This is a genomic window from Endozoicomonas arenosclerae (genome assembly GCF_001562015.1).
Taxonomy (GTDB): domain Bacteria; phylum Pseudomonadota; class Gammaproteobacteria; order Pseudomonadales; family Endozoicomonadaceae; genus Endozoicomonas_A; species Endozoicomonas_A arenosclerae.
Map to the genome: position 1 here is coordinate 1 of NZ_LASA01000007.1, position 23650 is coordinate 23650.

The window sequence follows — 23650 nt, forward strand, 5'->3', positions numbered from 1 at the left end:
AATTTGGATTTATAAAAGCCAGGTATCGAGGTTTGAAGAAGAATGACAATAAACTGTCTACTTTATTTGCCCTGGCGAATATTGTTCGACTGGATCAAATGATCCGGGCACAGGGTTAGTCCGCCCTGAAGTCACGAAAGTGGCTAAATATCATACAAATAAGGGGTTGAGACCTCTGATTTCAGTCCTACTTCGAACTCGATTCAAGAAGGGAAGTAAATTAGAGGTTATTCGCAGGTTCCTTAGTGGATTCGTTATCACTATAAAAGCCATAGAAATTAGAAAAAGAGGCTGCCCGGCAAATCAGTTTTGTCTATTTGACAAAAATAGAATAAGTTTCAAGGGACTTAAATGGGTTTTAAGTGCGGATTATGGACAAATTAAGAGCATTACGTTATTTCAAGCGAGTAGCAGAAGTGAACAGTTTTACCCGGGCCTCTGAGGAACTGGGGGTGCCTCCCTCTTCCATTTCCAGAAGGCTCAGGGATCTTGAAAGCGAACTGGGCGTTGAATTAATTAAGCGTACAACACGTGACGTTAGCACAACAGAGCTTGGCTCCGTGTACTATCACTCTATAGTTAAAGCTCTCCAAGTCATTGATGAAGCGGATGAACTGGTTTCCCAACACATGGGAGCCATGGAAGGTCGGATCCGTATCAGCTCCACGGCCAGCTATGGAGAAAAAATCCTGTTCCCTATTCTTCAGAAATTTCGTGAAGCATACCCAAACATCATTCTGGATCTGGATTACTCGGAACAACGAGTTGTATTGGGTAAAGACCCGGTGGATATTGCCATTCGGGCTGGATATGCACCGGAAGAGCGCGTAGTCGCCAAACCGCTTGCAAAGGATGAATTTAAGCTGGTCACAACATCCAGGCTATTGGAGTCATTGCAACAGAAAATGGGTAAAACACGCTTTTCAACGGCTGATATTGAACACTTTCCGACTCTTCTGTTTCGAAGTGTCAACGGTGTCATGTCCTGGTGGTCATCCAGTGACGGAGACAACTGGGAGAAACTCTCTTTACAGCCGGTGCTGATCTGTAACAGTGGTGAATCGATACTCCAGGCCATGCTGGCACATCAAGGGGTAGCTCTTTACCCCATTTGGTGGGTAAAAAACCTGCTGGATTCCGGAGAGCTGGTGGAAGTGCCGCTGGAGCAGAAGGTTTCTCCAAGACAACAGAGTGAACTGGATATTTTTATTTTGTATCAACAGGCCAAGTATCAGATTCCGAAAGTCAAAACCTGTGTAGATTTTATTGTAAAGCACTTGGAGAGCACATGATTCCTTCCCAGGAGCCTTAATGACTTCATACCTGTTTTTTGAGGAACTCAAACCATCAAGGTTTTCCGACGGAAGCTTTTACATGTCGCTCATCCACTCAAACAATAGAATAATCACCGCAGTGGATCTTATTCACACTGTTCATTTCTACTCTCCTATACTCGCTATCACACAGCAACAGCAATGAATAAATGTGAAGTTACTTAAAAAGTTATGCCTGCTGTCCCTCTTATTGATAAGTCATTACTCATACTCCGGCTGGAATCTGTTTACTTTTGATGGACGCCCGGTTTCCTTTGGAGACCGCCCTTTATTAATCACCACACAGTCCGGAACAAGAGTGTTCAGCAAAGACCCTATTATCATGGACGACACCAATGCTTTTGGTTTTCTGGACTACGCCGGCCTTTTTCCTGAGGGATTCAATACGGCCAGCGCTCTGGCTTCCGACATTATTTCCATGCAGAGTACCCAGCGTTTTCTCACCTACTTCAAGCGTTCGGGCATGCCACTGGACTTCAATGGCAGAGTGATTATCAAAGCCCATGGAAACAGTTCGGGTCAGGTCGGTTTTGCCTTCGGGGAGACTGACGGAGACCTTGATGCGCCCACTATGCAAGGCAGAGTCCGATTTGATGTTTTTGATGTCGCAGTCAAACTCAAGACGTTTTTCCTGGACTATAAAATTCCGGTAAAACAGGTAGAACTCTACATCTGCTGTGATGACAGCACGAAGATTGTTGATCGTTTTTACGAAGGCTTCCATGACGGTTTTGAGAATCTGAAAGTGATTGGATTTAAAACCAAAGTAGGCCTGACAAGACGTGGCGGTGAATATAGATACTTCCAGTTAACAGAAGACCGAGATAAACCTCATGCAGTGGGAGCTACGGATTATCTGGTTAAGGGCAAGCTGCCTGAAGATGAAGAAGCTCAAAAACTCATCATTGTTAAAACCAAGGGCAAACCCGAACCGGTCAAGGTTCCCCAAACACCGGATTGGAAGCAACAATGTGATATGAAATGACACCTTAGAAGCCTGGGAACTTATTACTTGGGGAGCAGTCAAACCTTGATGAAAGACAGGGAAAGTTTTGGCATGACTCCACTCAACGCAGACAATTCATTTAAATCCTTACCCGATACAGAGAATGGGAAAACAGAAGGTCATTCCTGTTCATGGAACTACTCGGTAGTGAGCCCTGCCTCAGTTGAAAACCAGCTGGAGTCAGGCAAGCATCAGAGAACTAATAAGTATCTTAAATAGTCACTCGGCGGGTATTGAGTTTTTGAATTTAAGTAATCTGGCTGAACATTGTAATCAGTTTTTTCATCCTGAACTTGAAAACCACTTTTCCACCCAGAGAGAAGCTGTTGAGAGTATTGCGCACCTCAGGGAACTCCCACTTTCGAAAATGGCCCTATGCTCTTATTCCCGGCTATTAACCAATACTGCACCAGAAACCTTTGCCCTGAGAGCTGAAGACTTCTGGCAACATGTTATTGAAAGTGTTGCAGCCCAAGGCCACTCAGAATAAATGTCCAAAGCTGGTTAGATAAGCGACAGGCGGGTTATAAATCTATAACGATTGTGTATTTTGGATTCTTATAGCCCTAAGCAATAATTCGGCCCTTCCATAAAACCCAATCCCCTTGAGCATAAGAGAATTACTTCGGATGAACACGAAGCAGCAGTATCTTGGTGTCGCTCTGGCATTAACGTCAATGACTCTGGGTAGTTATTACCTGAGTACCCCTATTTTCTTTCGCCTCCTCCTGGGCCTGAGCCTGGGCTATGTGCTGGTCCGGGGCTCTATCGGTTTTGCCGGCAGCGTTAACCGGGCTTATAAAAGTGGCTCAACCCGCCTGATGGTGGTTTTGATGGGCATGTTTGTAGGAACCGCCATAATCAATGCCGCTCTGGTCATGAATGCAGAACCTGGCACCTATAACCTATGGGTCAACCCAATCAATACGGGTCTGATTGTCGGTGGCCTGCTGTTCGGTTTCGGCATGAGTTTTTCTTCTTGCTGCGCCACCGGCGTTCTGGCTCGAATCAGCTCTAAAATGCCACTGGCTTTGATCACCCTGTTCTTTTTCTGCCTGGGGGTTTTTGCCGGATTTCCCATACAGAAAGAAGCCAGCTGGATCACAGACACCTGGGTCTCTTCTGCCAGCTACCCTGATCAGGGTGTTTACCTTCCTGACCTGATTCCTGGCGATCCTTTAAATGGCTATTTGTCCGCCATCGTTCTGACCGTATTATTTGCGTCGATCGTTGTTTATCTGGCCAAGCGGTATGAAGACCATCGTCGGCAAAATGGCAGTTTTTTTGGCACCGACCAGGACGGCCCTCTTCCAGGGGAACAAACCTCTGCCGAGCTAAAACCTATGGTGCTGTTCAGCAGGGACACTTATGAAACTCTGTTGGTAAAACCCTGGAGCATGCGAACCGGTGCCATTGCCATCATAGCCCTGTTTACCATTATGATGGCCTCCACAGGTAATGGCTGGGGTGCATCTACACCCTTTGGTCTCTGGTTTGGCAAATGGTTGATGTTTGCAGGCTTCTCAGCTGCTGATGTTGCAGCCTATACCCGACTTCCTGAAACGGCCTTTACCCTGCCCTTCTTTGAACATGGCGTATCGGTTCAAAATCTGGGGATTGTCATCGGTGCCATCAGTTATCTGCTCATGGCTGGCAAATTCAAACCCATGCATGGACTGACACTCAAAGATGCGGCCTTGTTCGCCATAGGCGGTCTGGCTATGGGTCTGGGCACCCGTTTTGCCAATGGTTGCAATGTCGGAGCCCTCTATACCCCCATTGCGAATCTGTCCCTGTCTGGCTGGATTTATCTGATCTTCCTGGTGGCTGGTGGCGTTCTGGGTAACCGGGTAGCTAAAGCAGTTACCTGAACCACGCTATGGAGAAGTATCACTGGATGCTTCTCCATGTCTTACCTACCTTTTAAGACACACTTCTGCTTATTCGCTGTACAGTCTTGTTGTCGTTTAAATAAACTGAAATACTCATAGATCAACTCTTATCCTCCCAGGGAATATAATAATAATGCTAAAGGGAAGTCTGTTAAGGTCATCCGTTCATTTACCCGTTTTAGGTTTTCTTTTCACCGCATTGGCAGGCTGTAGTGGCGGAGGAGGTGGAAGCAGTGACTCTTTTGAGTCAACACCCAACCCCAATACAGGCACTGACATCACCAATGTTAATTTTTCCAACCGATCGGGTAATTGCCAGGAGTATTTCGGAACTTTTTTCTCAAACGTCAAGGATATTCAGCGCGACATTGCTTTTACAGGCAATCTCATCATCGCCTTGAGCAACGACAAGTGCCGTTTTACAGCGGATGAAATTCCCAATCATGATTTCAATGATTCCTCTGCAAACTTTGCCAGCTCGGTGCTTGAGCAGAATGGCCTGTATGAAGTCACGACTTCGCCGACCATTGCTGCCTCAATCACCCCCAGATCGATTGGCATCACCAATGTGGTTATGTTGAATGGTGTGACTATGGACCTTTTGGCAGCCGCCTGTTACGCCGTAGGTAATGATCCGCTTGGCCTGGAAAAAACAGGTTGTGGCCAGGACCAGATTAACAACCCCTGGCGTTATGACCCTATGTCCTCCCTGAACAATTTCGGCACCGATGAGCACAATGCCCATGTTCAGCCAGATGGCACTTACCACTACCATGGTGACCCGAAAGCCATGTACTTTCAGGACTGTGAATCCCAGGGACAGGAATCACCGGTCATTGGTTTTGCCGCTGATGGTTTTCCTGTCTACGGTCCCTGCTTCAGAGATCCTGATGACGGCGTTGTTCGTAAAGCCAGATCCAGTTTCGTCTTGAAAAGTGGTACTCGACAAACCGTTTCTCCCTATACAACCCCGGTTGCAGGAAACGGCGTAGTCAGCAGTAACAACTATACCGGCCAGTTCACGGGAGATTATGAATATCAGGCAAGCAGTGGCGATCTGGATGAATGCAACGGCATGACCCTGAATGGACAGTATGGCTATTACATCACTGACAGTTACCCCTGGGCGATGGCATGCTTCAAAGGAACGCCGGACTCGTCATTCAGCAAAACAGGGCAGGCACTGATCAACTCAATGCATTCACACTGACCCTTCAACCCACCATTTAAGAGGTATGACTTACTTGTTACACCTCTTGAATGAATCTCCTTACACACAAGTGAACATCCACTGACAATTTCGGTAAATCACAGCATAAATTCATCTTATTATCTTCGTGAAACCCTGAGCCCTTGGCACTCCTGACATTCCCCATACAAAACATACCTTCACAAAAGCTATCAATACAAAACAACCGCTCATACCTAAAAAGCATTAGCAGGTCTAGTGATATTTCTGTATGATTGCGGCGGGTTTGGCAGTATCAATTCACTGCCAGCCGATAAGGACCGGATAACAATCAGAAGTGTGCAAGACTAGGAGTACCGATCCAGGACAAAACACTCAGAGTCGTATAGAGACGAGCATTTTTGTTCATCTTTCAGAGCCCGAGGATCTCTGTGAGAAAATGAATAAAACGTTCGACTCAGTCTGATCGACTCAACGGGAATTGCCTTCTGGGCAGTACTCACGAGCGGAGTATTCCACTCAACTTATGATCTCCAGCCTTTAGTCAGATAATGATAAAGCAATGGAGTGAAAGGCCTTACGGACAAACCCAGGGGAGCTGACCGGAAGCATAGACTGTCCGGCCTGAAATCCAGTAGAACAACATTCTTTTTACTCTGGAAGCTTATTGGCGACCGGACAGTGGCATTTTTTGCCCTGTGATTCCTGTGAATCAACTGAAAGACAATGGTGTGTTACTGGATTTCCGGTCGAAAGTGCACAGCCTCAGGTTATCTCCAAGTCGTAATTTTGTTAGCAGAACCCGAAGGTAACATGGAGCATGAGCACTGCAACGTTACAGCCAACCTATAACTACAAGGTTGTCAGGCAGTTTGCCATCATGGCGGTGGTATGGGCCATCGTTGGGATGGGGATGGGACTGTTCATCGCTACCCAGATGGTATTCCCCGAACTGAATCTTGATTTACCCTGGACCAGCTTCGGCCGGTTGAGGCCTTTACACACTAACGCGGTTATTTTCGCATTCGGAGGCTGTGTTCTTTACGCGACCTCTTACTATGTCGTCCAAAGAACTTGTCAGGCCACTCTGGCCTTGCCAAAACTGGCTTCATTTACATTCTGGGGCTGGCAGCTGGTCATTGTACTGGCCGCCATCACTCTGCCTATGGGCATGACTTCCACCAAAGAATATGCTGAGCTGGAATGGCCCATCGACATTCTGATTGCCATTGTCTGGATCAGTTACGCCATTGTGTTCTTTGGCACCATTATGAAGCGTAAGGCCAAGCACATTTATGTAGCTAACTGGTTCTTTGGCGCCTTCATTATTACGGTTGCGGTTCTGCACATCGTCAACAGCGCTGCAGTACCTGTCAGCCTGACCAAATCCTACTCCGCTTATGCCGGTGCAATGGATGCTGCCGTTCAGTGGTGGTACGGTCACAATGCGGTAGGTTTCTTCCTGACGGCGGGCTTCCTGGGCATGATGTACTACTTCGTACCCAAACAGGCTGAGCGTCCCGTTTACTCCTACCGTCTGTCCATCGTGCACTTCTGGGCACTGATCGCCATTTACATCTGGGCCGGTCCTCACCACCTGCACTATACCGCTCTGCCTGACTGGGCACAGAGCCTGGGTATGGTTATGTCCCTGATCCTGCTGGCACCTTCCTGGGGTGGCATGATCAACGGCATCATGACGCTGTCCGGCGCCTGGCACAAACTGCGCACCGACCCGATCCTGCGCTTCCTGGTGGTATCCCTGTCCTTCTACGGCATGTCCACTTTCGAAGGCCCGATGATGGCCATCAAGACAGTCAACGCCCTGTCTCACTACACCGACTGGACCATTGGTCACGTACACTCCGGTGCTTTGGGCTGGGTTGCCATGGTGTCCTTCGGCTCCCTGTACCACATGATTCCAAAAGTCTGTGGTCGTGAACAGATGTACAGCGTTGGCATGATTAACGCTCACTTCTGGCTCGCTACCATCGGCACAGTTCTATATGTGGTTGCCATGTGGGTTAACGGTATTACCCAGGGTCTGATGTGGAGAGCGGTAAACAACGACGGTACGCTGACATACAGCTTTATCGAGTCTGTTTCTGCCAGTCACTTCGGCTACGTTGTCCGCGCTATTGGCGGTGCCTTCTTCGTTCTTGGCGTCCTGATCATGGCTTACAACGTCTACCGTACTGTCAAGCTTGGCAGTGAAAACCAGCAAGAAGGTGAAGTTCAGGCGTCACCTGCACAGACAGCCTGACCTGGGGAATTCACCATGAGAAAACATGATTTAGTCGAAAAAAATCTTGGTCTGATGGTGGCACTGATCGTAGTCGCCATCAGCTTTGGTGGCCTGGTTGAGATCGTGCCACTGTTTTTCCAGAAGACCACAACCGAGCCGGTTGAAGGACTGAAGCCGTATACTGCCCTGCAGCTGGAAGGTCGAGACATCTACATCCGTGAAGGCTGCGTAGGCTGCCACTCACAGATGGTTCGCCCTCTGCGTGCCGAAGTTGAGCGCTATGGCCACTACTCTGTTGCCGGTGAGTCTGTTTATGAATACCCATTCCTTTGGGGCTCCAAACGGACCGGTCCAGATCTGGCTCGTGTAGGTGGCCGTTACTCTGACGAGTGGCATCGTGCTCACCTGAAGAATCCAAGAGACGTAGTGCCTGAGTCCATCATGCCTTCATACCCGTGGCTGAACCACAACACCCTGGACGGAAAACTGACTGCCAGAAAAATGGAAGTCTTGAGAAGTCTGGGCGTACCTTACAGCGATGACGACATCGAAGGTGCAGCTTCAGCGGTTAAAGGTCGAAGTGAAATGGATGCTGTTGTGGCTTATCTGCAGTCACTGGGCACCGCTATCCAGAATAAACGGTGACAAGAATGGTTGGTGACACCTATGGATATTAATGATCTGAGAGGACTTTCCACTGTTTTTGCCATGATCGCCTTTCTGGCGGTCTTCTTCTGGGCATACAGTGGCCGTAAAAAGCGGGACTTTGACGAAGCGGCTTCACTGCCGTTTACAGACGACACTGCACATATAAATACACAAGACGCCTGTAGCGCCATAAACGCTTTTAGCGGGACAAAAGCAGAGCACGCGGACAAGGACAAAGGGGCCATATAATGATGAGTAGTTTCTGGAGTGGGTGGGTAATCATCCTTACTCTGGCCTGCCTGGCATTTGTAATTTATGTGCTGTTTACCACCTGGAGACAACAGCGCAGCGAGGCAACCACCGAGACCACCGGGCATGCCTACGACGGTATTGAAGAGCTGGATAACCCGATGCCTAAATGGTGGCTGTTGTTATTCGTAGCTACCTTCATTTTCGCGGCAGGCTACCTTGCCCTGTACCCGGGCATGGGTAACTGGAAAGGTCTCCTGGGCTGGACCTCCACAGGTGAACTGGAACGTCACCAGGAAAAACACGATCGTCGTTATCAGCCACTGTTCGCACAGTATGCCAATACTCCGATCGAAGAACTGGTGAACAACCCTAAAGCCGTTAAGATGGGTAAGCGTATCTTCCTGAATAACTGCGCTCTGTGTCACGGCAGTGACGCTGGTGGTGCTTTCGGCTTCCCGGACCTGACAGACAATGACTGGTTATACGGTGGCACAGCTGACGCCATTACCACCACCATTATGGAAGGTCGTAACGGACAGATGCCTGCCTGGGGTGCGGTGATTGGTGAAAAGGGTGTGCGCGACGTAGCTACCTTTATCAGAGCCAATGCTGGACTGGTAGACAACGCCGATCCTGCTCAACTGGAATCCGGCAAAAAAGTGTACGACACCACTTGTGCTGTCTGCCACAACGCCGATGCCAAGGGCAACCAGCTGCTGGGCGCACCTGACCTGACGGATGATACCTGGTTGTATGGTTCAAGCCAGGCACAGGTTGAATACACCATTCGTAACGGTCGTAACGGGGTCATGCCTGCCTGGAAACACATTCTGGGCAGCGAAAAGGTTCATCTGGTGGCCACCTATGTCTACAGTCTGAATGAAGACAACAAGGCTAAGAAAGAAGAGAAGAACTGATTTTCTCTGATTAAGGTCCTTGTCATAAAAAACGCAGCTCACGGGCTGCGTTTTTTTATTCCAAACCGGTAGATTCAGGTTATTTGATTACGGATTAGAGGCTTTTCACTACTTTACCAGACGCGAGGTATTGCAAATCAAGACCTCTTAAATCTGAGTAAATGAAAGATGGTGACAGCGATTACTAAGCTACACATCGAAACCACGCCCACAGCAGAGACTAAAGCCGAAACGATGCCTTCGAGCAATGCTGTATCTTCACTTTCGCCCCTATGTGTAGCTGGATGAGCAGTGACTGCCTGATCTTGATCGGCAAATGTGATCATGTCGCTAGTGCCGGGATTTTCGCTGCTTAGAGGAGACGAAGCTCCTGTTGATGCCGTAACGTTAAAATCAGTGGTAATAGCAGGTAGCTCAGTGGTGGCAGATGCCTGCAAACAAATGTCACTGCCTGGCAAACCGGGCTGACAGGCTGTTATGGAAGGGTTGTTTTTTTTCTCCAGTATTCTCGAGATACTGGAGTTAATTTGTATGGCTTCTGGATAACGACTGCCAAGGTTGCATGTATCGTTACAGCAGGCCTGCCAGCCAATGGCCTGGTTGGAAAGTGTCCATAAGCGTTCTTGCGAACAGTTAGAGTAAAAGCCCCTGTGCTGGAACAGCGTTTTATTCACTCCTCTGTACCCGGCGACTGCGTAGCAGGAGTGGTTTTCTAATGCAGCTTCATCGTTGAAAGCCGCTACTTTTCCGGAAGATGTCAGATTGCTTATCCGGTTTGTAGCAAAACCTTCGGACTCATTCTGGTTAACAGATGCACGGCCACTGATCACTAAAATAAAATCGCTATGACCATTACCTGCAACTACTGGCAGGCTGGCAGAGGAAGGTTCAAAAACAGTGTCATGGACATACAGAGCGCGGCTTTGGGTTTCTTTGAAAACACCGCGCTGTATATCCGGTATATCGAGGGTCAGTGTCTCAATGAAGACATTACCCGCTGATTTCATGAAAAACTCGTGACTACCGGAATATTTTAATACTGTGCGCTGGTGATTCTGGTAAACGCCCACCAGGGCAACGGACACATTCTTGTCTTCCGAGAGGGACAGTACTGCCTCCTCCTGCCCTGATTGCCCTGAGGCAGAACCGTCTTGAAAAAAGACATCCTCTTTTTTGTCGACTTCCCCTGAAACCAGCTGAGTGAAGTCGAAAGCGTTTTCAGATGCAGGATAAAGATGACTCGCAGGGGAGTTTCCAGACTCTCCTGAACCCAACGCCGTATCAGCGGAAAGGGAATCTAGCACACCTTCCGTGGCTGAGAGCGGCATAAGTACAAATAGGGTCGATACTTTTGCAGGAAGCCTGGAGGCCAGCTCCCGGGCCGAACGAACAATCACGACTTTCTGGAAGTTATCAGCGCCAAGAGTTGGCTGAAACTGACCTGACTTTTCTGCCCCCTGCAAGGCTGCCTGCTTCAGGGAAAGCTCTTTGATCGTTTCATAGAGTTTGTTTTTTTCATCGCCACCTGAACAGAGAAAAGAGTAATTATTCACATAATTTCCTGTTTTTTCTCCCAGCCCCAGATGCAAAACCGGAAAACGGGTAAAACAGAGTTTTTCAAAGCGGGATCTGACGGTGTTCCCTTTATAGTAAGTCGAACCCACTTCCATAATGGGCCTCCAGTTTCGGTTCAAGTAGGCCCCTCTGGAGTTGATGAGCCTTTTATAGGCTGTGTAGCGTGACCAGCCAGGGCGGTACTCCTGAACAATACTGCACCTTGCTCCCGGGCAATCGGAGTTAAGGTGTCCAGAATCGGGAATAGAATAGTTCAAGTGGCTGCTTGCAAGATTGTTCAAAAGCATGAAGCTTCCCGTTGCAAGCGTTCTATTCTGGCACTGGTCGCTCCACGCCAGATCCGGGTTGAATGCGTTGCTGCACCACCTTTTTGCTTCATCCTCAAGCACCCAGTCCGGCAGCAGGCAGTTGTCATCAGCGGGTGAGTTATACTGATAGACCGGACCGGCAACAAGGCTCACCGTCAGCCTGGGAGTGTCACTGTAGAGGCTATTACAATTGCTGGCCGCAACAAACGAGCCAGAGCAGATCAGTAACAAGGCCGAAACAAAGGATATAACGTGCTTTTTTTTCAAAGTTTGACTCTCAATTATCGTTTTTTATTACCAAAACCTCGCTTCGCAAAGCTGTTTTTATCTAGGCGCTTTCTTCTTAACTGACAGAGAACTCAGAATACTAGTCAAGATTATAAGCTTGTAAAGTTGTAATCAGACTCCTAGCCCGCATACAAGCAACTTTTTTCGCCCCCCCCCCCCGCGAAGGCGGGAATGACGGTTGTATGGATATTAAAGCCTTCCTGCACTAGCCCGGATATTTCATAAACTGACCTGAGCATCGCGCTGGACTTTGTGGCTCAATAAGATTTTACGAAGGAGCGCCGTACCGGGGAGTACGGTCGACTGAGTAAAACTTTCTTAGAGCCGCAAAGGACAAGCGAGGCCAGGAGCATGTTTATGAAATACCCGGGTTAGACAAATACTTAGTGAACAATCATCCACCGAGGGTATCTATCGTTAAGAATCTTTTCACTGACCTTCTTCCGGCAGCACACCCAATAGTCGTTCTGCACCTGTAAAATAAAACATTTGCCTAGGGCTTAGTCTTTTAGAGCTTAGTCTTTTAGAGCTTTGTCTTTTGATTTCTGGCTGTGGCAAATTCCACTTCCAACTTAAGGGAATATAAGCTTTACTCGCTCGTGCTTGTGCAATCTGCCTATCAATATCTTGACTATTATGCTCCAGAGGCTTCACCTTCATTTTCCCAACCTTCACCAGCTTCAGCTCATCAAGGTATTTAAATCTTTCGGTATTTTCGTTTTGGTCGAGTCGACCCAGAATTTTATCCATGTACCCCAAACAACGACCCATGACAACATTAAATACCGCGACAACGGCTTGCTTGATTAACTTGTCCTGGTAGAGGCTGTAACGAGTATCTCTTTCATTTTTCGCCACATGCTTGCCCGGCAAACACGGACCTTTCTTTATTACGCCCCAAAGAGAAACAGGGGGCTCCCGCTTCAGGCCACCCTGATAGAGCAGGCAAAAACCATTGAGCTGAGTACATATCAAGAATGAAACACCCTTCAGGACCTTCAGAAAGATAATGATACAAATCCATCTCATCCTCCCAGACATCATTACTCATCACCCCAGGTTCGACAGCGACCACTCCATCCAGGCTGGACATATCCGGATGCTGAAGAAGCCACTGACTCATCTGTTTGATCCATGCTGGAGCAATGGCAGACTGGTAAGGGAGATCCTTAGCGGCAACATCCAGCTTAAACAGCTCGGGTTCAACCCACTGAAGCGAGGAGCTGTCTTCAAAGACTACACTCGTCTTATACCCTTTTTGATATTGATGATATTGATAGACACCCATAAATAAATATCTATTCAATATCAACCGTTCACGAAGCGTCGATGCCTGAGCCGAATCTCTCTCTGTTACCCGGAGATTGAGCGACACTTTTCTTTCGCTCATTATTTTGGCCAACTGAAGATACTCATCATCTCCAAATGCCTCGTCGGCATACTCTGGTTGCCACAAAGACTGAATCCTATAGCCTGGAACCGATGCATTGGCAGGCAAAGTCAACTGAATCAACAAAGGAGCCCTTATGCGATCGTGAAAAGGCAAAGTCAAAATCTTCGGTTGCCGTTGGCTCGTAGCCAGAAACAGAGCCAGACCATTTCCAAAGAGAAAAGCAAAATCAACCAGACCCATCCCCGTCAAAAACATGCTCAGCATAGAGACTGTTTTGGGAGAATATCGAAAGAGCAAATTTAAGGTCATTACCATGGGCAGGAGAGAAGAAACGGAGCGGAACCAGGTCGAAACCGGACTGGAATAATAATGTACTATAGCCTCCGGACAGGCTCCTTCCCACCAAGTACTTCCGTTCTGACTGATTTCATAAACACCTTCTGGCAGCCCCAGCAGCTGACCAGCCTCTTCTTGAACAGCCATGCAACGGCCACTCAAAAAAAGAATCGCGACAAACACCCAAGCTTTCATCAGGAGGTACCGCCGTCTCTATTACAGACTTCATCGTATTGATAAGGGCTAACCCGGAAATTTCATAAAGTGTCGAGCTTCTCGCTCTACTATTTTTTCGGCTGGTACATTTTTACGGCCTATTCATGCTTATTGCATGGATCTGTTGTAAAAAAATACCTACTCCGTTCAACCTGAGCCTGTCGAAGGATACTGGTAGTACACTTCGACAGGCTCAGTGCCAACGGTTTGGGGTTTAGCGCTTATCTGCAATAGTTACTGATCTAAGAAATTCTCTCCAATCAGGCCAATGCGCCACATAAAGATGATCCACTGATAAGGGATTTCAACAACGGACCCTCCATCCCACTCATCGTCACCTCTTTCAGGTATGTTCCCCGCATTGCGCAGGGCCTGATCCTTAGCTTTATCACTTGCTGCCCTGGACGCTGCCAGGAAACGCTTCCAGTGTTCAGGCGCAAGTTTATGACCAAAGATTTCCACTTGTTGATTATCCTGATCTAAGACCAGATGATTTTCCCTGCCCTCATTCAAGAGCCTATCATTTATAGCAGCGACCTGAGCTCGTGAAGGTTTAGGCTTCAGCTTTGGAGGTCTTGGCCTAACAGGTGGTGGCTTTCTATCGATCGTTTGGTCCATCGGTGCAGTATTCGCTGCCACGTTGACTGGCTCTTCAGGAGCATTACCCGCCACGTTGACTGGCTCAACAGGGGGTTGTTGCTGCTGTTGTCGCTCAAGTGCTTCGAGCTTTTTCTTTCTGGCGGCAAGGATGTCTGCCATGGAACTCATTACATCGTCCATTCCACCCTGATTCTTTGGCTTATTCTCTTTAGCAGCCTGGTCCTGTGCTAACTGAGCCTTGGTTTTGATCTTGATCTTATACTCTTTTGGAGCCTGCACTTTCGGTGGCGGTGGGGGTGGTGGTGCACCCACTGGTGGAGCTGGTACTTTATTTTGATCACCGACTGCTACACCTTCTCCCACCGGCTGTTCAGTGACTGGCTTCTTCTGGGCAACTACCAGGCGCGGTCTAACAGGTGCTACTTCCTCACCTTCCTCATCATCAAATTCGAAGTCATCGTCACTCTCATCGTCCGAGTATTCGGTTGCAGCCTTCTGATCCTTCATTCTTTTCTCAAAAGCAGAAAATTCTTTCTCTTTGACAGGTTTTTGTTCTTCTTTAGCTCTTAGCTGTATGCCTTGCTTGATGGCAGCACTAAGTCCTGTCCTTCTCTCTAATTCCGCAAGCACCAGATGATCTTGCAGACCCATACTTTTAGAAACCACTGCAGCTACTTTGGCTGGAGCGGGTGCTTGAGGAGCGGGAACCACCTCATTACCAGCAATATCATCAGGAGGAATCACTTCAGGAGGAACCGTTTGAGGGGGAGGTAATGTAGTAATAGCCTTGCTGTTTTTCCATCCTATGTAGGCTTTGTGTGTCTCACGGACACCATTCATGAATCCCCAGTTAAGAGCAGCCACTTGGAGCTTTTTCAACACTGTCCATTTCAGGAAGGTACTCTGAGCTTCAAATTGGTTGTAGGTATAACTCTTAGAGACGTCATGCTCGGCAGAGCGAAGGATATCTTTTCGTCCAATCGAGAGACAATGTTGATCGCCACCCAACAGCACACCGGACGCCGGCAACCTGCTGATCATAGAACCCATATCCAGCTCCATACAACCTGACCCAGCATCACTGACCAGCATATTGTTCACGCCCAGCTCATCGTCTTCAAACCAGGGACCAGGCTGCTCAGGCATTTCTCCCAACTCAGACAGATCATCGTCCTGAGCCGCCAGATATTTACCCATCAACCTCCAGTTTTCAGGTTTTGTCAGCCAGTCGGCCACATGCCCAATCCAGAGTGGCGAGATAGCTGACAGATATTGTCTGTCCAGCTCCGCACCGGTAGCTCTGCTGAGTGAAAGCTCCTGCCATGGCAAGGATGGGCTACCACTGAAGTCAACGTGGAAGAAATATTCCCGATTCGCATTCTGAAAAATAGATACGGCCAGATCACTGTCCCTGGCCAACTCATCCTTCAGAGTGGAACCCTCTTCCGGCTCCTCCTCCATCGGCGTTAAGGTCAGATAGATCTGCCTCTTGTACAACACTTTGGCGAGCTTCAAATAGGCGTCATCAATGTATCGTAAATCACTGGCCTCTTCGTCATACAGACTGAAAACTGTGTAATGCACTCTACCTACTGAATGCTGATTCAGAAGTATCAATAGGGGAGGCTCTTTCCTGTCCCTGAAAGGAACCTGCCAGATACCTTCATAAGACTGACCATAAAGACTGTATACCCGATAAGCCTGCTTGGTTGTGAGCCCCAAATCCACTACAAACCCAAAGGTTGTCAGTAAACTGATCATTCTTAATTCAAGAGGACTGTATCCACCCACCATGGCAGTAACAGCAGCCATGGCAACATAAGTAGCAACAGAATAAAGGTAGCTGTAGATAGAAGAGGTCTGATAATAATCAACTTGATGTGCATCAGCCCCATCCCAGTATACCCAGCCATCTGGAGCTTTCTGTAAAACCCCCATAGGCAACTGGATTCGTTCTCTCGAGCTCCCCTGACGGACAGCTTTCTCCCCTTCCCTGGTCGCTATATTTTGCACAACAGTATTTGAATCAATTGCAGCATTAGCGCTGGTACTGACAAAGCAAACAAGCAGCAAAGCTGCCAAGAGCACAGTTTTCATGCGTCTGAACATCTCGTTTAGTATTCACACGAAGATGAATGAGTATAGTTTGAGATTATTCGTTTATCCGTCCTCTTTTATTTAATAAACGACTGTCGTTAATTTAAAGCCGTATCACTCACTCAAATTAAACGACTATTAATACTTAACAAACACCTTCTTATCAGTAACGAGTTGCCATCGAGTCAAAGAAAATCAAATAATTCCCTTTAAATGCAACAAAGTCATACTCTCTGATATAAATCTTCCTTTACAAAAACAGAAATACATTCAACTTTAGTCCTATCGACAGGTCAGAGAAACCAGAAAAATAAGCTCATCAACTTAATCTTAATAAAACATTAGACAACTTAAACGCCTCGTTTTGTTAACGACATATTGAGTTTCAGTTAAAAAATTTCAGGCAAACATAAACCTGATTCAAATAAAGCAACCCTCATAATTTTTAATAAAAACCTTCCCGCAGGAGGAAGGTTTTTATTAAAGGCTGCGAACAATAATTTTTATAGGTTGATTCACTTTTTCTGATAGTCCATTCCATCAGTATCATGCCCAAATCACTGACACTGCCCCTAAAAAAAGGTAAGATAGCGGCCGATTATTCTAAAGCATCCACCGGGGCACTTTTCAGATAAGAAAAGACTAAACGGATGCAGTTCGAAGGACCGTTTCTCAAATTTGGGGGGAATCCGGTTCCATGGACGCCAATAACGACAATCAGGGCAGTAAAGTGATATGCCAGAGTCAGACCAACTCAACACTTCCAGTGAGCCGGAATTAATAGACCTGTACCAAAAGCCGGACAAAATCTACACCCGCAGTTTTGAGGGCTTCTACAGAAACCTCAGGCTGGCCGGTGGAGCCTTTCTGTTTCTCCTCTATTTTGGCACCGTATGGCTGAACTGGAATGGCCGCCAGGCGGTTCTGTTTGATTTACCAGAACGAAAGTTTCATATTTTCACCGCCACCTTCTGGCCTCAGGACTTTATTCTCCTGTCCTGGTTGCTGATCATTTGTGCGTTTGGCCTGTTTGCCATTACCGTTTTTGCCGGCAGAGTCTGGTGTGGTTATACCTGCCCCCAAAGCGTCTTCACCTGGGTATTCATGTGGGCAGAACAAATAACCGAAGGAGACCGCAATCAGCGCATCCGCAGAGACAAAGGCCCGATGACGGCTGAAAAATTCCTGCGAAAACTGGCTAAGCACAGCATCTGGCTGGGTGTATCAGCAGCAACAGCCATTACCTTTGTCGGCTATTTCACACCCATTCGTGAACTGCTGCCCGACCTGCTGACATGGCAGGCAGGCACCTGGGCCGTATTCTGGATTGGCTTTTTCATTCTGGCCACCTACGCCAATGCGGGCTGGCTCCGTGAAATGGTGTGTCTGCACATGTGCCCTTATGCTCGCTTCCAGAGTGTAATGTTTGACCGTGACACCCTGGTCGTGGCCTACGATCGGGCACGGGGTGAAAGCCGTGGTTCACGCAAAAAAGGGATTGACCCTAAAAGCCAGGGTCTGGGTGACTGTATAGACTGCAGCGTCTGTGTGCAGGTCTGCCCGACTGGCATTGATATCAGAAACGGCTTGCAGATTGGCTGTATTGGTTGCGCTGCCTGTGTCGATGCTTGCGACAATATCATGGACAAAATGGGTTATGAAAAAGGCTTGATCCGATACACCACGGACAACGAACTTTCTGGCAATAAAACCCACTGGCTGCGTCCAAGACTGATAGGGTACTCCATTGCCCTGCTGGCGATGATTGGGTTGTTTATATGGAGCCTGAACAGTCGCTCTGCACTTGAGCTGGACATTCTCAGGGATCGTAACCAGCTTTACCGGACCACATCCGACGGCAGTATTGAGAACATTTACACACTCAAGGTAGCCAATAAGGATCAACGACCTTTAACCATGACTGTGAAGCTCAAGGATATGGGAGATCTGAGCTCACGCAGTGATATGCAGTTTACGGTCAATGCCGGGGAAGTCGCACAACACGTAGTTCGATTGATACTTCCTGCGGGTTCTGTCCATTCCGGTAGCCGTGATATTGAATTTATAATCAGCACTGACCAGCCGGAAATACCGCCTGTAACCGCCGAAAGTCGATTTATTGCCCCACAGCTGTAAAAAGAGCTGGCGGACACAGTGGAGGCTGAGAGACTATAAGCGGCCCGGCCTCCCCGCAGAATAGAAACAGGTAAGCATTATGAGCCTTGTAAAGAATGAACCGATAACCCGCTGGTACCAGGAGCCCTGGGTCTGGGCCATTCTGGGAGTACTGGCTGTCACTTTTGTCTGGGGCAGCTACCGGATTTATTATGCCTTCCAGATTCAGGACAGTGTTGTCGTGGATGACTATTACAAGACGGGTAAGATGATTAATGAAGATCTGACCCGGGACAACAATGCTCGTGACCTTGGCATCCGCGCCAACCTGATGATTGATGACTTAACCGGGGAGGTTAGGGTTAACATCAATGGCAATCTGTCCGAATGGCCTGAGCAACTCAAGCTGAGCCTTTTGTCACCTGTTTTTGCTGACAGGGACAAAGTAGTCACCATGAACCGCTCCTGGTCAGGCGATGAATCCAGACAAATTTATGTAGGGCAGGTTGATGCTGCAGTGGAAGGCAAAACCTATGTCCAGCTCGAAACCATCGATGAACACATTCCGGAAGTGGGCTACGAAACAGGTTGGAGACTGAACCAGCCACTGGTCTTGACCCCGGGAGAAACCTCTCAGCTATTACCCCGCGGTAGTTCTGCCCCTTGATGGAGATTTGGAAGGCTGGTGTTTAACCTGACCTTCCTGCAGCCTTTGTTTTAATACAGGCATCTGTCGTGAATGGAATCACCATGCCTGATGCGTTTCGGATCGACTGGATGAGTACACACTCTGCAAGCTGCCACTGCTTTCACTGCCACCTTCCCATCGAAGGAGAGCCTCCCTATACCGCAGTAGTGGATCAGGTCGAACAGCCTATGTGCTGCCCGGGCTGCAAGATGGTAACCGAAGCCATTATTGCCGGAGGCCTGGATAATTATTATCAGCACCGGACCGATCCGGGACTTCAGGCCAACACTCTGAGTAAAAAGCTGGAAGAAGAGCTGAGACTTTATGACCGCGACGATATCCAGCAGGACTTTGTTATCCCGTCCGACCATGGCAAACAAGCCAGCCTGTTGATTGAAGGTATCACCTGTGCAGCTTGTATCTGGTTGCTGGAAAACCATATTGGCCTGATCGAAGGAGTTGAAAGAGTCAGCGTCAATCTCAGTACCCATGAGGCACAGATCACCTGGAATCCGGAACAGGTGCCCCTAAGCACCTTACTGATCGCCATCCACAAGATTGGTTACAAGGCCTACCCATGGCGCGCCGATCGTCAGGAAGCCATGCTCAAGCAGGAAAACCGGGTGTTTATACGACGCCTGGCTATTGCTGGTATTGGCACCATGCAGGTGATGATGTACGCCATCGCCTTGTATTCCGGGGCCATCAGTAACGACATGACAGACCCCTACCGGGACCTGATCCGATACGTCAGCGCCCTGGTCGCCTCCCCTGTTATTTTCTATTCAGCGGCACCCTTTTTCAAAGCGGCTATCCGGGATTTAAAAACACGACACCTGAGTATGGATGTTCCGGTTTCCATTGCCATCGGCGGCGCTTATGTAGCCAGTCTGTGGGCAACAGTTACTGGCGGTGGCGAAGTGTATTTCGACTCGGTTTCCATGTTCACCTTCTTTTTGCTCACCGGCCGTTATCTGGAGCTAAGAGCCCGACATTCCACGTCCCGTGCAGCAAGAGCACTTAGAAATCTGCTTCCCTCCAGCTGCCTCAGGAAGCAGGGNGACGAATTTGTTCGGGTTCCCTTGAAAGACCTTAAGCCCGGAGATCGGGTTCGCGTCCTGCCCGGAGACTCTATTCCCGCCGACGCTGTCATCCGCAAAGGCAGCAGCAGTGTCGACGAATCAATGCTCACGGGTGAGTACCTCCCTATTGCCCGTTCGTCCGGTGAATCGGTGATGGGCGGCAGTCTGAATGTCGATAACGCCCTTGAAGTTGAGATCACTCATGTGGGTGAAGAGACCCAGATGTCGGCCATTCTCAAGCTACTCAAACACGCTCAACAGGATAAACCCGCTATTGCCAAACTGGCTGACCGGGTAGCGGGCTACTTTGTCGGCTCCGTCCTGCTAACTGCAACCGTCGTTTACTGGTACTGGTCCGGCACGGCTGCTGAAGATGCCTTCTGGATCACCCTCTCTGTTCTGGTTGTGACCTGCCCTTGTGCACTGTCGCTGGCGACACCTACTGCACTTACTGCCGCCACTGGCTACCTGCATAAACTGGGATTCCTCGTCACCCGAGGCCATGTGCTGGAGGGTCTGGGCAAGATCAACCATATTGTCTTTGACAAGACAGGTACACTTACCCAGGGTCGTCTGACCCTCGAAGGTATTCACCCTGTCTCGGACTGCCAATACACCAAAGATCAATTGCTTGCCCTTGCCGCAGCAATAGAGGCCCATTCCGAGCACCCCATTGCCAGAGCTTTTGCCGTCCCGAGTGATTTGAAAGCCGAAAATGTTGTCAGCCACACAGGGCAAGGGATAGAAGCGCAGGTCAACGGCCTGGGTTATCGAATTGGCCGCCCTGATTTTTGTACTTCCGGAACACTGCCTGAACGTCCACAGAATGAAGGCCAATGGCTCATGATGTCAGAAAATGACACACCTCTTTGCTGGTTCCGTGTAGCGGACAGCCTGCGACCAGAAGCCGCTGAAGTGATCCGAAAACTCAAGAATTCCGGCTTTAAACTCACCCTGCTCAGTGGCGACCAGGAACCCGTTGTCGCATCTGTGGCCCGGGAATTATCCATTGAAGAATGGCAATCCCAGGCCAGTCCGGATGACAAACTGAACTTCATACGCCAACAGCAAACCGAAGGAGAGCATATCCTGATGGTGGGCGATGGCATCAACGATGTTCCGGTTCTGGCGGGGGCTGATATCTCTCTGGCAATGGGCAATGCTTCTGACCTTGCCAAGACCAGCGCCGATGCCGTTTTACTCTCCGACGACCTGAGCCGTCTGAATGATGCGTTTGACCTGGTTACCCGAACACGCAGAATTATTCGCCAGAATCTGGTCTGGTCCTTTGGCTACAACATGACCGCCCTACCCCTGGCTGCCGCAGCTATGGTGGCTCCCTGGATGGCCGCAATTGGTATGGCCCTGAGTTCTCTGGTGGTTGTGGGTAATGCCATGCGCCTGAACAGGGACAAACCGAAGCTTGCCAAGCCGCAGGCTGACAGGGAAAATGCGGATTACCTGAATTCCGCTGTAAAGGTATAGTGCTGCTCTTTAGAGGTATAGTGTTCCTATGGAAAGCCTGATCATCCTTATTCCCATTGCCGTAATGCTGATAGCCCTGGCTGTCAGGATTTTTCTGTGGGCGGTGGATAATGACCAGTTTGATGATCTGGAAGGACCCGCTCACAGCATTTTGTTTGATGATGACAATCCGGTCGAAAGCCGGGCTATGCGCAACAACCAGGCCACTCCTGCGACCAAAACAGCGGCGGTGGAAATACCTACATCCGATAAAAAACAGATTTAACGACCTGCAATGACTGAAGCTCCTTCTCTCCTGGCGGCTCTTACTATTGGCCTGCTGGGCAGTACCCACTGCATCGGGATGTGTGGTGGTATCACCTCTGCCTTGAGCCTGTCGCTGAATGGGCGCTCCAAAGCTGAAACCACCTGGCTGATGTTGACCTACCATCTTGGCCGTATCAGCAGCTATGCACTGGCCGGATTCATTCTGGGTATGATTGGCTGGTATCTGGGTGACACCAGCGAAACACTGCAAGTCTCTCTTCGTTACCTTGCCAGCGCCATGTTGATAGCCATGGGACTTTACATCACCGGCTGGTGGAAAGGTCTGATGAAGATGGAGAAGCTGGGCCAGCATCTCTGGAAACGCATCCAGCCTATTGCCAGTAAACTGTTGCCTATTCGCAATACCCCCAATGCTCTGGCACTGGGAGCCCTATGGGGCTGGCTTCCCTGCGGGCTGGTCTACAGCACATTAATCTGGTCTGCGAGCCAGGGAAACCCGGGGCAATCAGCCCTGCTTATGGCTGGTTTTGGACTGGGCACCCTGCCAGCGGTTTTTCTGACCGGTTTGTTTGCACGACAACTGACTTCGGTTATTCAGGCCAGTGTGACCCGAAACATTGCGGGTATTATGATGATTGCCTTTGGCCTGTTTGCTATTCCAGGGCCTCACCAGTTGTGGGTCATGTCGGTTCTATCTATGAGCTCCGGCGGTCATTCCATGTAAAACACCAACCATCTTTTACCAGGGAGCAAGACCCGGCTTACTGAAGGGAATAACTGCTTTAATGGCTTCTGCAATCTCAGCAGTGTCGACCCCCTTCAGAAAGATATGGGCATGAGCCAACCCCACCGTTCTCTTGTGCGGTGGGTTGACATAGATTCGCCATTGAAGATCATACCTGCTCTTGAGATCAGAGAGTTTAGCCCTCAGCAATCGTTCAGATTCTGAAATCAGATACCCCTCTTTCCAGCTCTTATTGGCCACAAATACCAGCAGATGCACCACATCATCTTCGAGCCAGTAAGGGAAACTGTTGATGACCAGCCTGCTATCCAATTGGCAATCACCGCTGCGGCAAGCTTCAGCCTGTTCACTGGAAAGCCTGAATATATCCTCAAGAACGGTGGTTTCCGGCGATTTTTTGCTGTCTCTGAGCCGTTCCAGATAACGCAGATAAATCTCCTGCTGTGTATCACTTCGACGAGTATCAAGACGGTCGGATTGAATCTCCTCCCAGGTAATGACCTCAGCAACTACGAAAGGGCTGACAAGCAGCGTCAGAATCACCAGGCGGATGGCAGCTAATACTTTCAAAGCAAATACTCCATTCAATATCGGAATTATTTGCCTTCAATCATAGACGCCTGATCCCGACTCGAGAGAAGCACCGAAGCAAAAGCCTTAATATTAGCGTTGCCACCCCCTTTCCTCCAGATAAAGTCTCTTCCAATATAAAATGAGCCTGAACAAAAGAGTCTCTTCCAATATGAAATGAGCCTGAAGAAGGGGCTGGTTTCTAACATGAAATGAGCCGACTTCAGCACTGTCGTTCATGATGAGGATATGAAAATCATCATGAACACCCATTTCATCAAAACCCTGGAGGATGTAAGAAGCCTCCTTTCACAAGCAGACTGTCTGGAGCCCGGCTGGGACTCCAAGGACGAATGTTACCGTTGGATTGAGCTAACCCTCAGCCACTTCAAATACCGTTCC

General features: G+C 48.8%; 19 protein-coding genes and 1 pseudogene. 15 read left to right on the plus strand and 5 right to left on the minus strand.

Annotation, left to right across the window (positions count from 1 at the left end; all coding sequences use genetic code 11):
- The 10 genes and pseudogenes from WG89_RS31905 to ccoP all read left to right on the plus strand — a co-directional run.
- A pseudogene (locus WG89_RS31905) lies at positions 1-119 on the plus strand (IS5/IS1182 family transposase); the annotation flags it as partial.
- Positions 120-371: 252 nt separating this feature from the next.
- A complete protein-coding gene (locus tag WG89_RS00715; protein WP_062260170.1) occupies positions 372-1292 on the plus strand; it encodes a LysR family transcriptional regulator in 921 nt (306 codons plus the stop codon).
- A gap of 193 nt (positions 1293-1485) precedes the next feature.
- Positions 1486-2319, plus strand: a complete 834-nt coding sequence (locus tag WG89_RS00720) for a hypothetical protein (protein WP_062260172.1) — start codon at positions 1486-1488, stop codon at positions 2317-2319.
- A gap of 262 nt (positions 2320-2581) precedes the next feature.
- Positions 2582-2830, plus strand: coding sequence for a hypothetical protein (locus WG89_RS00725; RefSeq protein ID WP_153301339.1), 249 nt, complete (start codon positions 2582-2584; stop codon positions 2828-2830).
- Positions 2831-2969: 139 nt separating this feature from the next.
- Complete coding sequence (locus WG89_RS00730; RefSeq protein WP_062260176.1) at positions 2970-4211, plus strand: YeeE/YedE family protein; 1242 nt, start codon at positions 2970-2972, stop codon at positions 4209-4211.
- Positions 4212-4365: 154 nt separating this feature from the next.
- Entirely contained in the window at positions 4366-5442 is a 1077-nt protein-coding gene (locus tag WG89_RS00735; protein WP_062260178.1) for a YHYH protein, read from the plus strand.
- A 799-nt stretch (positions 5443-6241) separates the two neighbouring features.
- Entirely contained in the window at positions 6242-7684 is a 1443-nt protein-coding gene (gene ccoN, locus WG89_RS00740) for a cytochrome-c oxidase, cbb3-type subunit I (RefSeq protein WP_062260180.1), read from the plus strand.
- A gap of 15 nt (positions 7685-7699) precedes the next feature.
- Positions 7700-8311, plus strand: coding sequence for a cytochrome-c oxidase, cbb3-type subunit II (gene ccoO, locus WG89_RS00745; protein ID WP_062260182.1), 612 nt, complete (start codon positions 7700-7702; stop codon positions 8309-8311).
- Between the two features lie 21 nt (positions 8312-8332).
- A complete protein-coding gene (locus WG89_RS00750; RefSeq protein WP_062260183.1) occupies positions 8333-8563 on the plus strand; it encodes a CcoQ/FixQ family Cbb3-type cytochrome c oxidase assembly chaperone in 231 nt (76 codons plus the stop codon).
- Positions 8563-9483, plus strand: coding sequence for a cytochrome-c oxidase, cbb3-type subunit III (gene ccoP / locus WG89_RS00755; protein ID WP_342669238.1), 921 nt, complete (start codon positions 8563-8565; stop codon positions 9481-9483). The genes WG89_RS00750 and ccoP overlap by 1 nt, the downstream gene beginning before the upstream one ends.
- Positions 9484-9620: 137 nt before the next feature.
- Here the strand turns inward: ccoP and WG89_RS00760 are convergent, their stop codons facing one another.
- The 4 genes from WG89_RS00760 to WG89_RS00775 form a co-directional block, all read right to left on the minus strand.
- Positions 9621-11633 (minus strand): hypothetical protein, encoded by a 2013-nt coding sequence (locus WG89_RS00760; RefSeq protein ID WP_153301340.1) that lies wholly within the window; start codon positions 11631-11633, stop codon positions 9621-9623.
- Between the two features lie 450 nt (positions 11634-12083).
- Positions 12084-12527: a hypothetical protein gene (locus WG89_RS00765; RefSeq protein ID WP_153301341.1), complete on the minus strand. Its 444-nt coding sequence runs from the start codon at positions 12525-12527 to the stop codon at positions 12084-12086.
- The gene (locus WG89_RS00770; protein WP_153301342.1) at positions 12499-13530 is read right to left on the minus strand and encodes a hypothetical protein; all 1032 of its coding nucleotides are present in this window, start codon (positions 13528-13530) and stop codon (positions 12499-12501) included. The genes WG89_RS00765 and WG89_RS00770 overlap by 29 nt, the downstream gene beginning before the upstream one ends.
- A 303-nt stretch (positions 13531-13833) precedes the next feature.
- On the minus strand, positions 13834-16296 hold the full coding sequence (locus WG89_RS00775) for a hypothetical protein (RefSeq protein WP_062260193.1): 2463 nt from the start codon (positions 16294-16296) through the stop codon (positions 13834-13836).
- Between the two features lie 735 nt (positions 16297-17031).
- On the opposite strand from WG89_RS00775, the gene ccoG reads away from it, so the two are divergent.
- The 5 genes from ccoG to WG89_RS00800 all read left to right on the plus strand — a co-directional run bounded on the left by ccoG (position 17032) and on the right by WG89_RS00800 (position 22657).
- Positions 17032-18432: a cytochrome c oxidase accessory protein CcoG gene (gene ccoG / locus WG89_RS00780; RefSeq protein WP_062260195.1), complete on the plus strand. Its 1401-nt coding sequence runs from the start codon at positions 17032-17034 to the stop codon at positions 18430-18432.
- 79 nt (positions 18433-18511) lie between these two features.
- Positions 18512-19078, plus strand: a complete 567-nt coding sequence (locus WG89_RS00785) for a FixH family protein (RefSeq protein WP_062260197.1) — start codon at positions 18512-18514, stop codon at positions 19076-19078.
- 110 nt (positions 19079-19188) lie between these two features.
- A complete protein-coding gene (locus WG89_RS00790) occupies positions 19189-21666 on the plus strand; it encodes a heavy metal translocating P-type ATPase (protein WP_062260211.1) in 2478 nt (825 codons plus the stop codon).
- 28 nt (positions 21667-21694) lie between these two features.
- Positions 21695-21931 carry a cbb3-type cytochrome oxidase assembly protein CcoS gene (gene ccoS / locus WG89_RS00795; RefSeq protein WP_062260200.1) on the plus strand — a complete coding sequence of 79 codons (237 nt, stop codon included), beginning with the start codon at positions 21695-21697 and terminating at the stop codon, positions 21929-21931.
- Between the two features lie 9 nt (positions 21932-21940).
- Positions 21941-22657 (plus strand): sulfite exporter TauE/SafE family protein, encoded by a 717-nt coding sequence (locus tag WG89_RS00800; RefSeq protein WP_062260203.1) that lies wholly within the window; start codon positions 21941-21943, stop codon positions 22655-22657.
- 15 nt (positions 22658-22672) lie between these two features.
- On the opposite strand, the gene WG89_RS00805 is transcribed toward WG89_RS00800, so the two are convergent.
- The gene (locus WG89_RS00805) at positions 22673-23248 is read right to left on the minus strand and encodes a DUF3605 domain-containing protein (RefSeq protein WP_172806665.1); all 576 of its coding nucleotides are present in this window, start codon (positions 23246-23248) and stop codon (positions 22673-22675) included.
- Positions 23249-23650: the final 402 nt, after the last annotated feature.

Coding starts and splice junctions, on each gene's coding strand:
- WG89_RS00735 (WP_062260178.1), top strand. CDS start 4,366: ATGCTAAAGGGAAGTCTGTTAAGGTCATCCGTTCATTTACCCGTTTTA.
- WG89_RS00785 (WP_062260197.1), top strand. CDS start 18,512: ATGAGCCTTGTAAAGAATGAACCGATAACCCGCTGGTACCAGGAGCCC.
- ccoN (WP_062260180.1), top strand. CDS start 6,242: ATGAGCACTGCAACGTTACAGCCAACCTATAACTACAAGGTTGTCAGG.
- ccoO (WP_062260182.1), top strand. CDS start 7,700: ATGAGAAAACATGATTTAGTCGAAAAAAATCTTGGTCTGATGGTGGCA.
- WG89_RS00750 (WP_062260183.1), top strand. CDS start 8,333: ATGGATATTAATGATCTGAGAGGACTTTCCACTGTTTTTGCCATGATC.
- WG89_RS00715 (WP_062260170.1), top strand. CDS start 372: ATGGACAAATTAAGAGCATTACGTTATTTCAAGCGAGTAGCAGAAGTG.
- ccoS (WP_062260200.1), top strand. CDS start 21,695: ATGGAAAGCCTGATCATCCTTATTCCCATTGCCGTAATGCTGATAGCC.
- ccoP (WP_342669238.1), top strand. CDS start 8,563: ATGATGAGTAGTTTCTGGAGTGGGTGGGTAATCATCCTTACTCTGGCC.
- ccoG (WP_062260195.1), top strand. CDS start 17,032: ATGCCAGAGTCAGACCAACTCAACACTTCCAGTGAGCCGGAATTAATA.
- WG89_RS00730 (WP_062260176.1), top strand. CDS start 2,970: ATGAACACGAAGCAGCAGTATCTTGGTGTCGCTCTGGCATTAACGTCA.
- WG89_RS00800 (WP_062260203.1), top strand. CDS start 21,941: ATGACTGAAGCTCCTTCTCTCCTGGCGGCTCTTACTATTGGCCTGCTG.
- WG89_RS00775 (WP_062260193.1), bottom strand. CDS start 16,296: ATGAAAACTGTGCTCTTGGCAGCTTTGCTGCTTGTTTGCTTTGTCAGT.
- WG89_RS00770 (WP_153301342.1), bottom strand. CDS start 13,530: ATGGCTGTTCAAGAAGAGGCTGGTCAGCTGCTGGGGCTGCCAGAAGGT.